Annotated in this window: 12 protein-coding genes; 6 read left to right on the top strand and 6 right to left on the bottom strand. The window is 61.0% G+C overall.

Annotation, left to right across the window (positions count from 1 at the left end; all coding sequences use genetic code 11):
- Positions 1-150 precede the first annotated feature (150 nt).
- On the bottom strand, positions 151-1893 hold the full coding sequence (locus FBAL_RS06865) for a formate--tetrahydrofolate ligase (protein WP_013344858.1): 1743 nt from the start codon (positions 1891-1893) through the stop codon (positions 151-153).
- A gap of 219 nt (positions 1894-2112) precedes the next feature.
- Between FBAL_RS06865 and FBAL_RS06860 the strand changes: the two genes are divergently transcribed.
- Together FBAL_RS06860 and FBAL_RS06855 are read left to right on the top strand one after the other, a co-directional pair.
- The gene (locus FBAL_RS06860; protein WP_013344857.1) at positions 2113-3684 is read left to right on the top strand and encodes an AMP-binding protein; all 1572 of its coding nucleotides are present in this window, start codon (positions 2113-2115) and stop codon (positions 3682-3684) included.
- Between the two features lie 6 nt (positions 3685-3690).
- Positions 3691-4341: a lysoplasmalogenase family protein gene (locus tag FBAL_RS06855; RefSeq protein ID WP_013344856.1), complete on the top strand. Its 651-nt coding sequence runs from the start codon at positions 3691-3693 to the stop codon at positions 4339-4341.
- A 52-nt stretch (positions 4342-4393) separates the two neighbouring features.
- On the opposite strand, the gene FBAL_RS06850 is transcribed toward FBAL_RS06855, so the two are convergent.
- Positions 4394-6448 carry a bifunctional 2',3'-cyclic-nucleotide 2'-phosphodiesterase/3'-nucleotidase gene (locus FBAL_RS06850; RefSeq protein ID WP_013344855.1) on the bottom strand — a complete coding sequence of 685 codons (2055 nt, stop codon included), beginning with the start codon at positions 6446-6448 and terminating at the stop codon, positions 4394-4396.
- 314 nt (positions 6449-6762) lie between these two features.
- Between FBAL_RS06850 and FBAL_RS06845 the strand changes: the two genes are divergently transcribed.
- The 4 genes from FBAL_RS06845 (at position 6763) to FBAL_RS06830 (ending at position 9923) form a co-directional block, all read left to right on the top strand.
- The gene (locus FBAL_RS06845) at positions 6763-7812 is read left to right on the top strand and encodes an HlyD family secretion protein (protein WP_013344854.1); all 1050 of its coding nucleotides are present in this window, start codon (positions 6763-6765) and stop codon (positions 7810-7812) included.
- Between the two features lie 7 nt (positions 7813-7819).
- Positions 7820-8827 carry a DUF2955 domain-containing protein gene (locus FBAL_RS06840; RefSeq protein ID WP_013344853.1) on the top strand — a complete coding sequence of 336 codons (1008 nt, stop codon included), beginning with the start codon at positions 7820-7822 and terminating at the stop codon, positions 8825-8827.
- On the top strand, positions 8799-9254 hold the full coding sequence (locus FBAL_RS06835) for a MarR family winged helix-turn-helix transcriptional regulator (RefSeq protein ID WP_013344852.1): 456 nt from the start codon (positions 8799-8801) through the stop codon (positions 9252-9254). The genes FBAL_RS06840 and FBAL_RS06835 overlap by 29 nt, the downstream gene beginning before the upstream one ends.
- 153 nt (positions 9255-9407) lie before the next feature.
- Positions 9408-9923: a TIGR00645 family protein gene (locus tag FBAL_RS06830; RefSeq protein ID WP_013344851.1), complete on the top strand. Its 516-nt coding sequence runs from the start codon at positions 9408-9410 to the stop codon at positions 9921-9923.
- Between the two features lie 60 nt (positions 9924-9983).
- Here FBAL_RS06830 and FBAL_RS06825 read toward each other — a convergent pair whose 3' ends face one another.
- The 4 genes from FBAL_RS06825 to FBAL_RS06810 all read right to left on the bottom strand — a co-directional run bounded on the left by FBAL_RS06825 (position 9984) and on the right by FBAL_RS06810 (position 14388).
- The gene (locus FBAL_RS06825; RefSeq protein WP_041251218.1) at positions 9984-11579 is read right to left on the bottom strand and encodes an ABC-F family ATPase; all 1596 of its coding nucleotides are present in this window, start codon (positions 11577-11579) and stop codon (positions 9984-9986) included.
- A gap of 116 nt (positions 11580-11695) precedes the next feature.
- On the bottom strand, positions 11696-12706 hold the full coding sequence (locus FBAL_RS06820) for a DUF1176 domain-containing protein (RefSeq protein ID WP_013344849.1): 1011 nt from the start codon (positions 12704-12706) through the stop codon (positions 11696-11698).
- Between the two features lie 292 nt (positions 12707-12998).
- Positions 12999-13913 carry an EamA family transporter RarD gene (rarD, locus tag FBAL_RS06815; RefSeq protein ID WP_013344848.1) on the bottom strand — a complete coding sequence of 305 codons (915 nt, stop codon included), beginning with the start codon at positions 13911-13913 and terminating at the stop codon, positions 12999-13001.
- Positions 13914-14031: 118 nt separating this feature from the next.
- Complete coding sequence (locus FBAL_RS06810; RefSeq protein WP_342633029.1) at positions 14032-14388, bottom strand: GNAT family N-acetyltransferase; 357 nt, start codon at positions 14386-14388, stop codon at positions 14032-14034.
- Between the last annotated feature and the right edge of the window lie 100 nt (positions 14389-14488).

The raw sequence follows: 14488 nt of genomic DNA, 5'->3' as shown, positions 1-14488 counted from the left end.
CTGCCTGGACACTCACCATCTTGTCGTCAGCGACTTTGTGCCGTCAACGAATTCCGGGGGTCAGGTGCCCCGCTTCACGCCCAAACAAGCTGCTCTGTTACGGGCACAAAAAAGCGGCCACTGGGGCCGCCTTTTCAGTACCGTACCGGATTACTCGTCCAGGCCGGTGATGTTGCCGTTCGCATCGATATCGATGTTCAGGTAACCGGGGCGTTCCGGCAGGCCGGGCATGGTCATCACGTTGCCGGTCAGCACGTAGATAAAGCCCGCACCGGCGCACAGGCGCAGGCCGCGCACCGGCACCACAAAGTCACTGGGAGCGCCTTTCAGGGCCGGGTCATGGCTGATGGAGAGCGGGGTTTTGGCCATGCACACCGGCAGGTGGCCAAAGCCCAGCGCTTCGAGTCGGGCGATGTCGGCACGGGCCTTGTCGGACAACTCGATGCCGTTACCGCCGTAACCGGCTTCCGCCATGGTCAGCAGCTTGGCTTCGATGGATTGCTCCGCCTCATACAGGAACTGGAAGTCCGCCGGTTGCGCCAGCGCGTCCATCACCTGATGGGCCAGCTCGGTGGCACCGGCGCCACCTTTGGCAAAGGCTTCGGAGATGGCCACACGGGCACCCAGAGCTTCCACCTGGCCTTTCAGCCACGCCAGCTCTTCATCGGTGTCCTGCGGGAATCGGTTCAGTGCCACCACGGCCGGAACGCCGTAGCGCTGGACGTTCTCAATGTGCCATTTCAGGTTGGCAAAACCGGCTTCCAGGGCCGCGGCATCCGGCTCGAAAATCGCCTGGGGCAACGCCTGCCCCGGACGCAGGTCATACTGGCCAGAGTTGGCTTTGAGACCACGCAGGGTGGCCACCACCACGGCAGCGTCCGGACCCTTGCCTGCGGCACGGGCCTTGATGTTACAGGCTTTCTCAAAGCCCATATCGGAGCCAAAGCCGCCTTCGGTCACCACCACGTCCGCCAGGCGCAGGGCCATGCGGTCAGCGATGATGGAGGAGTTGCCGTGGGCGATGTTGGCAAACGGGCCTGCATGCACCAGGGTCGGCACCCCTTCCAGGGTCTGCATCAGGGTCGGCTGGGCGGCGTCGCGCAGGATCGCCGCCATGGCACCGGCCACCTGGATATCTTCGGCGGTCACCGGCTTGCCGTCATGGCTGTAGGCCAGCACCACTTTGCCCAGACGGGCACGCAGGTCAGCCAGATCGTTGGCCAGAGCCAGAATCGCCATCAGCTCGGAGGCGGCGGTGATGTCGAAACCGCTTTCGCGCTCCAGGCCATTGGCGGTGGAGCCCGGCGCATTCAGGCCGATGGTGACGCGACGCAGGGTGCGGTCGTTCATGTCCACCACGCGGTCCCACACCACCCGCTCCGGGTCGATGTTGAGATTGGGCAGACCGGTTTTGGCTTCAAATTTCTCGCCGTGACGCTGCTCGTGGTACACCCGGGCATCAATGGCCGCAGCGGCCAGATTGTGAGCCGCCGACACCGCGTGGATGTCGCCGGTCAGGTGCAGGTTGAGCTCCTCCATCGGTGCCACCTGGCTGTAACCGCCACCGGCGGCACCGCCCTTCACACCAAACACGGGGCCCATGGAGGGCTGACGGATGCACGCCATCACCTGCTGGCCAATGGCCTTCAGGCCCTGGGACAGACCGATGGTGGTCACGGTTTTGCCTTCGCCCAGCGGGGTCGGGGTGATGGCAGTCACCACCACCAGCTTACCGCGGGGAGCGTTATCCAGGCGCTGCAGCAGGGAAAACTTCACCTTGGCCTTGGCTTCGCCTTGCGGGATCAGCTCGTCAGCCAGGATCCCGGCACGCTCAGCAACGTCGGCAATAGGCAGCAGTTTGGCCTGCTGGGAAATGATCAGATCGGATTGCATTGTTATCGATATTCCGAGGGTCAGAGGGTTTTTAAAGCGCGCGAATTGTACCCTAATTGGGCTGGGCCAAAGTGGATGCTGCGCAAGAATCCGAACATTTTTCATTTTCGCAACAGGGATCACACCAAATTGCAGTGGTTTTTCCTGTTTGGGGGCTTTGCCTGGGGCCGGTTGCCCGGTTAATGTTGAGGTTTTCGGCCCTTTGATAACAGGATTTCCATGGCCTTCGACCACCCCGTCAAGTTGACCGACGCTCAGGATCTGGCGTCCATGATCACCGACACCTGCGCCCGCTACGCCGATAAGCCTGCCTTTAGCGCCTTAGGTTACACCCTCAGTTTTACTGAGCTTGAAGCGCACAGCCGTGCCTTCGCCGCCTACCTGCAGCACCACACCGACCTGCAGCCCGGCGACCGCATCGCGTTGTGCCTGCCCAACCTGCTGCAGCTGCCCATCGCCGCCTTTGGCGCACTGCGGGCCGGGCTGGTGCTGGTCAACACCAACCCGCTCTACACCCCGCGGGAGATGGCGCATCAGTGGTCTGATAGTGGCGCCAAAGCGTTGGTGTTGCTGGGTGATCTGGCCCCCCGCGCCGCCAGCATTCTGCACGAAACCGCCATTGAAACCGTTATCACCACCACCGCGCTGGATTTCCACCAGAGCACGCCTGCGGCAGGGGACTTCGACCACGCCATCAGCTTTATGACGGTACTGACCGACGGCGCCAGCCTGCCGCTGAAACCGGTCAGCCGCCAGGGCAGCGACCTGGCCGCATTGCAGTACACCGGAGGCACCACCGGGGTGGCCAAGGGCGCCATGCTCAGCCACGCCAACCTGCTGGGCAACGCCCGCCAGGTGCTGGCCCGGCTGGGCGACACCTGTCGCGAGGGCGAAGAGGTGTTTGTGGTGCCGCTGCCGCTCTACCACATCTACGCCTTTACGGTGAATCTCATCACCTTCTTTGCCCGCGGCAGCCTCAATGTGCTGATCCCCAACCCCCGCGACCTGCCCGCCTTTGTTGAGCAGATCCGCCCCTTCCGCATCACTGGCATGGCGGGCCTTAACACCCTGTTTGTCGGCCTGTGCCGACTGCAGAGCTTCCGCGAGCTGGACTTCTCCGGCCTCAAGCTCACCATCTCCGGCGGCACCGCCCTGACCTCCGCGGCAGCCGAGATCTGGCAGCAGACCACCGGTTGTACTGTCTCCGAAGGCTACGGCCTGTCCGAAACCTCCCCCGTGGTGTGTCTCAACCCCATCGGCAACGAGCAGTTGGGCACCATCGGGCCCGCGCTGATCGACACCGAAGTGAAGGTGGTGGATGAGCAGGGCCAACCGGCTGAAGAGGGCGAGCTGTGCGTGCGCGGCCCGCAGGTGATGCAGGGTTACTGGCAGATGCCGGAAGAAACCGCACTGGTACTGGACGCCGATGGCTGGCTGAAAACCGGCGACATCGCCCGGATCCAGGACGATGGTTTTGTCCGCATTGTCGACCGCAAGAAAGACATGATTCTGGTGTCCGGCTTCAACGTCTACCCCAACGAAGTGGAGGACGTGCTGACCCAGTTCCCCGGCATTGTCGAAGCCGCCGTAGTGGGCGAAGCTGACGAGCGCAGTGGTGAGCGGGTGGTGGCCTACCTGGTCAGCGAAGCCGAACTGGACCTGCCCGCCCTGAAGGCACACTGCCGGGAAAACCTGACCGGCTACAAACAGCCGCGTAAATTTGTCAGACTGGATGAACTGCCCAAATCCACCGTCGGCAAAGTGCTGCGACGAGAACTGCGAGCCCAATAAATCACCATGAATACGCTGACACGGACGTCGGCCCCAGCCGGCCTGGCCCTGATCTTCTGGGGCTGCGCCCTGGCCTACACCCTGACCGAGTCGCTGCGCCCCTACCCGGCCAGCGACCTGCTCAAATCGATTCCGGCCCTCAGCCTGGCGCTGTTCAGCTACCTGACGCTGCAGGGACGGGAACGCGCGCTGCTGGTGATGGCACTCTGCTTTGCCGCCTTTGGTGACACCATCCTCGACCGCGGCCACGACAGCCACCTGCTGCCGGGACTGATGGCGTTTGGGGTGACCCAGAGTGCGCTGATACTGCTGTTCTGGCGGCGCCCCAAAGGGCCCTACGCCCACCTGGCCTGGGGGCTGCCCATCGGCACTCTGGTGTTTCTGTACCTCATCACCCCGTTTCTGGCAGACACGCCACAGGGCGACCTGCGCGCAGCCATTGCGCTCTACTCCGGTCTGCTGACCTTTATGGTGATGGGGTGCTGCTGGTCGGCACAGCACTGGCGTCCGGTGGTGGGGGCGTTTCTGTTCCTGATCTCCGATTCGCTGATCGCCATCGACACCTTTATCTGGCCCAGCGCCGCGGGCCTGCCCGCCATCTTCCTGACCTACTTTGCGGCACTGTGGCTGCTGTTTGGCCCACCGGCCCGAGGCTGACGGGACGCCAACAAAAAAGCCCCCACGAAGGGGGCTTTTCAGTTTTGCAGTCTTACTGGCTGAAGTTCAGACGGTAGTTACCGTAGCCACCTTCACCGTCACCGAGGTACTCAATCACCTCAGATGCCTCGGCTGCGGCCTTGGCAGCGTCGGTATTGGCCGAGGTAAACACCACATCCCCGGCCGCCGCGAACGGCTTCAGTGACCAGTTGTCGTTACGCGGCGGAATGATGCCGCCTTCACCGGCCTCAGCAGAGATCTCAGCCAGGTAAGCGGAGATGATGTTACGGGTCTCTTCCGGGTCTTCCCAGACGATGGCATCACCGCACAGGCCTTCCACACAGATGCCCGGGAAGTGACCGCCACCAGAGGCACGGTAGTTGTTGGTCACCACCAGGAAGCGTTGGTTGGGATCCCAATCCTGTACCGACTCACCGGCCAGACGCAGGTCAACAATGCGCTCCGCCTCCGGGTTTACCAGATTGCCGTCCTTGTCGTAACGGGGCGGCTGAGTCACATCAATCTGGTACTCGACACCGTCAATCACATCGAAGTTGTAGGTGGGGAAAGTGGTCGCTACCAGCGCCTGATCCCCGTTTTCGGTCAGGCTGATGGTGTTGAACTGGCCCGCCGACATCTCCAGCCACTCTTTGACGTCCGCACCGGACAGCTCAACCACCTGCAGGGTATTGGGGAAGATGTACAGGTCAGAGACGTTACGCAGGGAGATGTCGCCCGCCGGGATGTAGGTAAAGTCGTTTGGACCCCCACGGCCGCCCTTGAACGGTGCTGCCACAGAGAGCATCGGCAAATCGGCTTCAAGGGTGCCATCCTCCTGCAGTTTCAGGCCGTGCCACAGCTGCGCCTCGGTCACCAGCTCAATGGAGGAGTCATCCTGAATCAAGGCAAAGAAAGAGTGCACCTCTTGCGCCAGCTGACCAATGGTTTCGTCCAGGTATTCGTTGGTGGCGTCATGGTCCGCACTCACCAGATCAACGATCTCCTGATCTTCCGGGCTGTCACTGTCGATCTGACGAACGATGCCCTGATTGTCAGCCACCTGCCACTCGCCATTACGGCGCTCCAGAGTCAGGTCAACGATACCCAGATGGTTACCCCAGAAGCCCGGCATCACGGTGGCGGTGCCTTTGACCAGGCCCTTTTCGTTATCGATGCCATCAATGCCGTCGAAACGGGCATCTCCCGGGAAGACACTGTGGGAGTGACCGAGCAGCAGCGCATCCACACCCTCGACACCAGCCAGGTAGTAGGCCGCGTTTTCCATCATCGCCTGACGGTCATCCGCGTTGATGCCAGAGTGGGCGATCACCACGACCACGTCAGCGCCTTCGGCGCGCATCATGGGCACGTAGTGCTCAGCCGCGTCCACCATATCGGCCACCTCAACGCGACCCTCCAGAAAGCGCTTATCCCACTGCATGATTTGCGGCGGAGTCAGGCCCAATACGCCGACGGTCAGTTCGTGCTGCTCACCGTCCAGATCGGTGAAAGTTCGCTCCAGCATCACGTAGGGAGTGAAGAAGTTGTCCTCCCAGTTGATGCTCCCGTCCTGGTTTAACGGTTGCTTATCCTGGCATACCACTTCGGTGCTGTTAGCCGGGCAGAACACGTTAGCGTTCACATAGGGAAACTCCGCCGTACCCACGGTATCTGCCAGGTACTCCAGGCCGTAGTTAAACTCGTGGTTACCCAGGTTGGCGGCATCGTATTTCAGATGGTTCATCGCCTTGTAAACCGGGTGGGCCTGCTGGTCCAGGTAGCCGTTGTCCTGGTGCTCCTTATGCACGTAATCCGCCAGCGGATTGCCCTGGATCAGGTCACCATTATCAAACAGCATGGTGTTAAGCGCTTCGCCGCGCGCTTCGTTAATCAGCATCGCGGTGCGGGCCAGGCCGTAGCTGGCGTCCTCTTCGTTCTTGTAGTAATCGAACCCCACCACATAGGAGTGGATGTCGGAAGTCTGCATCAGACGCAGTTCCAGGGTCGCTTCGGCAGGAGCAGGGCTTTTGTTGGAGCTGCCGCAGCCCGCCAGAATGGCAGTCAGCGAGAGCGCAACAGCGGTAGGTGCGAGAGACGTACGCATCATGGGAATCAACCTGTTTTTGGGTGTTTATGGTTATCGGGCGCGACAGTACGAGGCCAAAATGACGCTGTCGAGGCCGATCTGCTGATTGCCACAAACTGAGCACAAACTGACCAGCGCCCCCTAACTCCAGCATCACATTGCTTACGTTTTCAGCACCTGAATAACCAAGTTTCCGCTCCTTCCACCAGGGCATGTAATGCGCCACCGACCCCTTCGTGTCTCGGACACTCCCCCGTCTGCCATACATTTTTGTTGCATATGACACATCAGGCGCTATACTGCCCACCTTCCGATCATGTTGCAGGTGAAACAAAATGGGTAATAAGCACTATCAATGGGGCCTCTATCTGGTGCTCGGCACCACTCTGGCCTTTGCCGCCTTTCTGGTGGGCAGTGATACCCAGGCACCGTTCACCACCCAGGCCCAACTGCACCGCACCGTGGCGCGCATCGCCCCGGAGGTGTCTGGCAACGTGCTGGCCGTCGCGGTCAAAAATGGCCAGCACGTCAAACGGGGTGATGCGCTGCTGAGCCTGGATGACAGTGACTACCAACTGGCGCTGGAACAGGCCAAAGCCGACCTGGCCCAGGCGCACCAGAACCATGAGGCCCGGGAGCAGGAGCTGAACGTCGCCAAAGCCACCCTGGTGCAAAAACAGCAAACCGCCGCCAACGCCAAACTGAAACTGACCCGCAACAGCAAGCTGGTCAGCCAGGGGCTGATCACCCAGGAAGCGCTGGATGACAGCCAGAACGCCGCCACCGTGGCCGACGCTGCGGTGACTGCGGCCGAGGCGGAGATCGCCCGGCTCAAGGTGCAGCTGTCCGATCGGGATGGCGACGCCGCAGTGGAACTGGCCGAAGCCAAACTGGCCCAGGCCCGGCTCGATCTGGCCCGCACCCGCATGGTGGCGCCGGTGGATGGCATCGTCACCAACCTGCAGCTGCAAAGTGGCAGTTACCTGAACGCCGGCAGCCCGGCGCTGTTTCTGGTCAGCGATGGCAACAGCTGGATCAGCGCCGACTTCAACGAGAAAGGGATCGCCCATCTGGGTACCGGCACTCCGGTCTGGGTGGCGTTTGATGCCCTGCCCGGCCAGCTGTTTCAGGGCCAGATCGCCAACCGAGAACAGGCGGTCTACGACGCTTCCAGCGCCAATGGCGAGCTGGCTAGTGTCACCAACGACAACCGTTGGATCCGTGAACAGCAGAAGATCCGCACCCGCATTGAAGTGCCCGGCCTCGACCCGGCCCTGATCTCCGGCGCCCGTGCCAGCATCATGGTTTACCGCCCGAATACCCTGTGGGGCAGCGTCAGCAAGCTGTGGATGCAGGTGATTGCCCAACTGCGCTACCTGTACTGAGGTGCCCATGAATACCGCCACCGACTGGAACGAAGTGGGCCGCATCACCGGCACCGTGTCGCTGTGCATGCTGCTGGGCCACCTGCTGAATCTGGGCTCACCGGTCTACCTGGCGCTGTTCCCCATCCTGTCGGTGACCAAGGCGCGGGACTACTCCTGGCGTGGGCTGGCCCGGATGTTCCGCCCGGTTCTGATCTGGGCGACGGCAGCGGTCATCACTGTCGAGCTGTTTGCCAACCACCCCTACGTGGTGTGGGCCATCAGCCTGATGGTGTTCGACCAGCTGCACGCCCGGGCGACCACCCCCATGGCACGCAATGCGCTGGTGCTGCCGGTGTTCAACTGGATCATGATGGTGGTGTTTGCCCAGAACCTGCCCGCCACCATGCCGGACCGCCTGCACGACATCGTGCTGTCACTGCTGATTACCATGGTGGTGATGAAAACCTTTGCCTGGTGGTTCCCGCCCTCCCCGGCCCCGGTCTCTGCACCCGCTAAGCACCAGCGTCCGGACTACGCCGCACGACTGCGTTTTGTGGTTCTGCTTGGGGGTGGGCTGGCGTTTCTGATGATCGTCGACATGATCTCCGCCACCTTCTGCATGGTGCCGGTGATCCTGGCTGCTACCCAAACCGAACGGGGCGCCTTTATGGCCGTGCTTCGGGACCGGCTGCTGGCCCAGGTGGGGGGCTGCGCCCTGGCGATGGTGTTTATGCTGCTGCTGGCTGGCCAGCAAAGTCTGCTGCCGCTGTTCGCCCTTGGGCAAACCCTGTTGGTGTTTGTTTTTGCCCGCCAGATCAGTCGCAGCAGCGGCGAGGACAAAGCGCTTCACGGCGATGCCCTGCTTGGGATAGCCTTACCGATTCAACTCTATATGGGGGTGAACGACTTTGGCCTGTCCAGCGCATTGCAACGCGGTTGGCAACTGTCGGTTACCCTGTTCGTATTGGCCGCCCTTGCGGGCCTGATTTTTGGAAAGATCCAGGATGAATCCGTCCATCACCACCATTCCTGAGCTGGATAACAGCCTGACCTTTATGATGTCACTGGCGCAAAAACAGTACCGGGCCGTGTGCAACCAGCGCCTGGGCGAAGCGTTCAATATCACGCTGGAGATGGTGGGGGCGATGAAAGCGCTGGATTACCTGGGCTGCATCCCTCAACAACAGATGGCCGACGTGCTGAAGCGCGACCGCTCCGTCACCAAGCGGCTGGTCGACAACTGCATCAAGCGCGGGCTGATTGAGGCGAGCCGCAGCGACACCAACCGCAAGGCGCGAATGCTGTCCCTGACCGACGAAGGGCGCCGGGTAAACCAGGAGTCAACGCCCATCCTGCACGCCATCTCCGAAGGCTTCTTTGCCCAGCTTTCCGAGCAGGAGCGTCAACAGCTCAGTGCCATCATGCACAAACTGGTGCGGGACGATATTCGCACTGAGTAACCCCCTGAATTGGGGCGTGAATTAGCGTTCGCTAGGACGCCTTTGATGGATTAGAATGCGCCGTCCAAACCGCGCCACCGGGTCCCTCAGGGGATTCGCAAGTAACGCTGCGGTGCCTTATCTTTTCTACTTTGTTGACCAAGCTGACTCACCATGAAACGTCTGGAAAATCTGTTCGAAAGTTTGCTGTTCAGTGCCCGCTGGTTGCTGGCTCCGTTTTTCTTCGGCCTGGTGGTGGCCATTGGCGTCCTGTTCCTGAAGTTCGGCAAAGAGCTGCTGTGCCTGTTTGCCATGGTGTTTTTCGGCGCTGAAGGTCACCCTATCCTCAGCATTCTGACCCTGGTGGACACCGCCCTGCTGGCCAGCCTGCTGCTGATCATCGCCTTCAGCGGTTACGAGAACTTCGTCTCCAAGTTTGGCCCGGATGACCACGAAGATCGCCCGGCCTGGATGGGCAGCGTCGGCTTTTCCGACCTGAAGCTGAAACTGATTGGCGCCATCGTCGCCATCTCCACCGTTGAGCTGCTGAAAACCTTCCTCGACGCGGAAAACACCAACCCGGAAACCATGGCCTGGAAAGTGGGCATCCACCTCACCTTCGTCACCTCCGGCGTGCTGTTCGCCCTGACCGACTTTATCGCAGGCAAAAGCAAAGCCGCGAAAAAGTAACCGCCCTTCGCGGATCAAAAAAGCCGGCATCATGCCGGCTTTTTTATTGCGCTGTCAGGCTTAGCCTTCGATGCCCTGGCTGGCCAGGTACTCTTCGTAGGTGCCGTGGAAGTCGGTAATGCCATCCGGCTTCAGCTCGATGATGCGGGTGGCCACGGAGGACACAAACTGACGGTCGTGAGACACGAACAGCAGGGTGCCGGCGTAGTTCTCCAGCGCCAGGTTGAGCGCCTCAATGGACTCCATATCCATGTGGTTGGTCGGCTCATCCATCACCAGGATGTTGGGCTTCTGCATCATCAGCTTGCCGAACAGCATGCGGCCCTGTTCACCACCGGAGATCACCTTGGCGGATTTCTTGATCTCGTTCTGGGAGAACAGCATGCGACCCAGGAAGCTGCGCACCACGGTTTCATCCGCGCCATCGGAAGACCACTGTGCCATCCAGTCAAACAGGTTGATGTCCTGCTCAAACTCGTGGGCGTGGTCCTGAGCGTAGTAACCGATGTTGGCGTTCTCAGACCACTTAATCTCACCGGATTTGGCCTCCATGGCGCCCACCAGGGTGTTCAGCAGGGTGGATTTGCCCACACCGTTCTGACCGATGATGGCGATGCGCTCGCCCACGTCCACTTTCAGGTCGAGGCCGTCAAACAGCAGGCCACTGTCGTAGCCCTGGGACAGCCCGGTGACTTCCAGCGCCTGACGGAACAGCTTCTTCTCCTGCTCAAAGCGGATAAAGGGAGACTGACGGCTGGAGGCTTTCACCTCTTCCAGCTGGATCTTGTCGATCTGCTTCTGACGGCTGGTGGCCTGACGGGCCTTGGACGCGTTGGCAGAGAAGCGGCTGACGAAGCTCTGCAGCTCGGCAATCTGCGCTTTCTTCTTGGCGTTGTCAGACAGCAGACGCTCACGGGCCTGCTCGGCGGCAAACATGTACTCGTCGTAGTTGCCGTGATACAGGCGCAGGTCACCGTAATCGATGTCCGCCATGTGGGTACACACGGAGTTCAGGAAGTGACGGTCGTGCGAGATGATGATCATGGTGCACTGACGGGACTGCAGCACCTCTTCCAACCAATGGATGGTGTGAATATCCAGGTTGTTGGTGGGTTCGTCGAGCAGCATGATGTCCGGGTCTGCAAACAGCACCTGAGCCAGCAACACCCGCACCTTCAGGCCCGGCGCTACCGCGCTCATCAGGCCGAAGTGCAGTTCTTCCGGAATGCCCAGGCCCAGCAGCAGCTCACCGGCGCGGGCTTCCGCACTGTAACCGTCCATCTCGGCAAACTGCACCTCCAGATCGGCCACCTGCATCCCTTCCTCTTCGGACATCTCCGGCAGGCTGTAGATGCGGTCACGCTCCGCTTTCACTTCCCACAACTCTTTGTGGCCCATGATTACGGTGTCGATAACGGTGTATTCCTCGAACGCCCACTGGTCCTGGCCCAGCTTGGCCATGCGCTCGTTCGGGTCTTTCGACACGTTACCCGCGGACGGCTCCAGCTCACCGGAGAGGATCTTCATAAAGGTGGACTTACCACAACCGTTGGCACCGATAAGGCCATAGCGGTTGCCCCCGCCAAACTTGACAGAGATGTTTTCAAACAGCGGCTTAGCGCCGAACTGCATGGTGATGTTGGCGGTGGAGATCACAGCGTTGTACCGTCCGGGAAAAATGGAGTGTGAAAAAACGCCGCAGAGTACGCCCATATGGGGCGGTATGCAAGGATGGGGGCGGTTTAACAGGGGGGAGGGGGCAAAGCCCCCAACTATTGAACTGACGGCATAATCACGTCACGAACAAAGGTAGGCATCGGGTCAATGCCGCCAGCGATGCCACGGCATGGGCCACTGCTGGCGTTCAGGATGGGCACCATGGTCTCGCCATCAAAGCCCCAGCTCTGAAACTCCCAACAATCACCGAGACCACGCGCCTTACGCTGCTGGCTGACGATGCCATCCACATACAGGGAGCCGTCGCTGGGCAGACTCTGCAGCGGCGTGGGGCTGGCCGGGTCAGAAACCCAGTGGGCGCACATCTCGTTATAAGCCAGATACCAGCAGGCAGAGATAAACCGCTTTCCTGCCCCCAGCTCCGCCTGAAACAGGCTCGCGTCTTCCAGTGCCATATCCAGGTCTTCTGCTGGTACTCCGGCCTTCAACCTCTCCAGGGTGCGCTGGTAGGGTTCAGAATCGGACTCAAGCAACACCGCATCTCCTGCGGGTGCCTGCACTCTCAGTGGCTCCGGCCGTTGCGGCTGGGGCACCTGGCTCTCTGCCCGGTTCCCTTTGGCCACTACCGCAAAGGCGGTGTCACTGCGGCCCTGATACTCGTCCATCTTGCGGAACACCGCACTGGCGCCGCTGCCGGAGAGGCCAAAACGATGCTGCGCATTGGCTATCTCGATCACCGCATCACGGGTCACCACCGCCAACAGCGCCTGCACCTGCATGGCGGTCAGTGCATTGTCATCGTCAAAACTGACCGGGCCCATATCCTGGCCGTTGATGAACAGTGCATAGCCGGTCAGGGGGATCTCCTCTTCGTACCAGCCCAGAAACAGCTTGCCGCTGACGTCCGTGGCGGGGCCTGCCGGACGGGTAAACATCACCGCCGCACTGTAGCCCTGTCCCGGAGGCGCGTAACCGGCGGCACGACAGGTGCCGGTATTGTCGCAGGCCAGATACCAGTCCTTGTGCTCAAACTCCAACCCCTCAAACGCACTGACATGACAGGCAAACACGCTTAAGGCCCCGAGGGCCCAACCAATCCGGCGCATCCGTATTCTCCATTGCGGTGTGGAACAGTCCGATGGCCCCTGCCGGGACCCAAAGCTTCAGGCGGGCTACGCTACCAAGTCCGCCCGACAGCCACCAGAGAGAGGCGACAAACTCTTGAGAAAACTCAATATTTCGAGGTGCCAATGAACGGAAGTAAAGGCCGGTGAGCACGCTGTATTGATTCAGCGCATCTCAACCCCGCACTGGGATTAGGCGCAGCGAAGGGTGGCCATGGGCACAAAAAAACGCCGCTGGGCAACCCGGCGGCGTTTCTCTTACTGGACTCTGAGGTCAGGCGCGGCGCCAGTGGCGACGCAGTTTGGGCAGCGCTTCGAGGCTGCACAGGATCAAACCGGCCCAGATCAGGCCAAAGCTGACCGCTTTGACTTCATCAAACACCTCGCCAAACAGCAGTACCGCAAGCAGGAACTGCAGGGTCGGCTCGATGTACTGCATCAGGCCCACCATGGTCAGGCTGGTGTAGCGCAGCGCCAGGCTGAACAGGATCAGCGGTGCCAGGGTGATGGGGGCTGAACCAATGTAGAGCAGCACGCCGGTCAGGCCATCGGCGCCGGCGGCGCTTTGGCCGGTAAACACCAGGTAACCGAGATAGATCAGCGCAAAGGGGCTGAGCAGCGCCGCTTCCAGTGTCAGGGTGGTGTAGGAGTCGTAGCGGATAAACTTCTTAATCAGGCCATAGAGGGCAAAGAAGCTGCCCATCGCCAGCGACACCCAGGGCAGTTCACCGTACTGCCACACCTGCCAGGCGATGCCCAGGGCAGCCAACACCACGGCGGCCGCCTGAGCCTTGCTCAGCTTCTCATGCAGAAACAGCACACCAAAGGCGATGGCAAACAGCGGGTTGATAAAGAATCCAAGGCTGGCCGCCAGCACCTGTCCGTGGGTCAGTGCCCAGGTAAAGCTGGCCCAGGAGATGCACATCACCGCACCCGCCACAAAGCTCAGCAGCAATGAGCGCTTGTCCGCCCACAGAGTCTGCCAGTCCGGCAGCGCCCGACGCAGCAACAGCATCGCGACGATCATCACCGGCACGGACCAGATCACCCGGAACGCCAGCAGCTCAAAAATCTCAGCGCCAGGCAGCAGCTGGTAGTACAGCGGCAGAATGCCCCACAGCACAAAGGAAAACGCCGCCAGCAGGTTGCCCCGGGCGGGATTGGACAGGTTCAGCACGTTGATAGACACCAAGAACGGTCGGAGCCGCGATTGTGCCAGAGAGATGGACAGCGAGGCGTGAGGCCGACCTCGCTTTACGCCGGATATTTTTTGATGCCGGGATGAGCCGGGTTGCTGTGAAGCCCGCTCAGGTCAGGAGTTTACGCATGGGCACACAATCCAGTATCAGCCCCCGCGGTGAGTGGTACTGCGACTGAGCCTCACCGACAAAGCCGCAGCGGCGGTAAAACGGCGCAGCGTTCAGGGTGGCATCCAGTGTCAGCTCGGCCAGACCGTGCGCACGGGCCAGCGCTTCCAGATGCATCATCAGCGTACTGGCCACCCCCTGCCCCACCCAGTCCGGGTCAGTGAAGATGGCGTCGATGCGGCCATCCTTCAGGTTCACCATGCCGGAACCGGCCAGCGCCCCGTCCTGATCCAACAGGTAGAAGTACTGTTCCGGTGCGCTCAGAAAGACATCACTGGCCGAGCCCTGGCTCCACAGCGCCAGATCCGCGGCCGGGTAATGACCGGCACAGCCGTGCAGAATGGCGCGTTGCCTCAGCCGCAGGACGGCGTCGCTGCGCCGTCTACACTGTTCTCAA

The sequence above is a fragment of the Ferrimonas balearica DSM 9799 genome, from assembly GCF_000148645.1.
In the GTDB taxonomy this organism is placed as follows: Bacteria; Pseudomonadota; Gammaproteobacteria; order Enterobacterales; family Shewanellaceae; genus Ferrimonas; species Ferrimonas balearica.
This window is presented reverse-complemented; position numbering and strand designations above follow the sequence as displayed.

Excerpts from the sequence above, each read along its gene's own strand:
- FBAL_RS06840 (WP_013344853.1), top strand. The coding sequence starts at position 7,820 with ATGAATACCGCCACCGACTGGAACGAAGTGGGCCGCATCACCGGCACC.
- FBAL_RS06820 (WP_013344849.1), bottom strand. The coding sequence starts at position 12,706 with ATGCGCCGGATTGGTTGGGCCCTCGGGGCCTTAAGCGTGTTTGCCTGT.
- FBAL_RS06855 (WP_013344856.1), top strand. The coding sequence starts at position 3,691 with ATGAATACGCTGACACGGACGTCGGCCCCAGCCGGCCTGGCCCTGATC.
- FBAL_RS06865 (WP_013344858.1), bottom strand. The coding sequence starts at position 1,893 with ATGCAATCCGATCTGATCATTTCCCAGCAGGCCAAACTGCTGCCTATT.
- FBAL_RS06845 (WP_013344854.1), top strand. The coding sequence starts at position 6,763 with ATGGGTAATAAGCACTATCAATGGGGCCTCTATCTGGTGCTCGGCACC.
- FBAL_RS06835 (WP_013344852.1), top strand. The coding sequence starts at position 8,799 with ATGAATCCGTCCATCACCACCATTCCTGAGCTGGATAACAGCCTGACC.
- FBAL_RS06860 (WP_013344857.1), top strand. The coding sequence starts at position 2,113 with ATGGCCTTCGACCACCCCGTCAAGTTGACCGACGCTCAGGATCTGGCG.
- FBAL_RS06830 (WP_013344851.1), top strand. The coding sequence starts at position 9,408 with ATGAAACGTCTGGAAAATCTGTTCGAAAGTTTGCTGTTCAGTGCCCGC.
- FBAL_RS06850 (WP_013344855.1), bottom strand. The coding sequence starts at position 6,448 with ATGATGCGTACGTCTCTCGCACCTACCGCTGTTGCGCTCTCGCTGACT.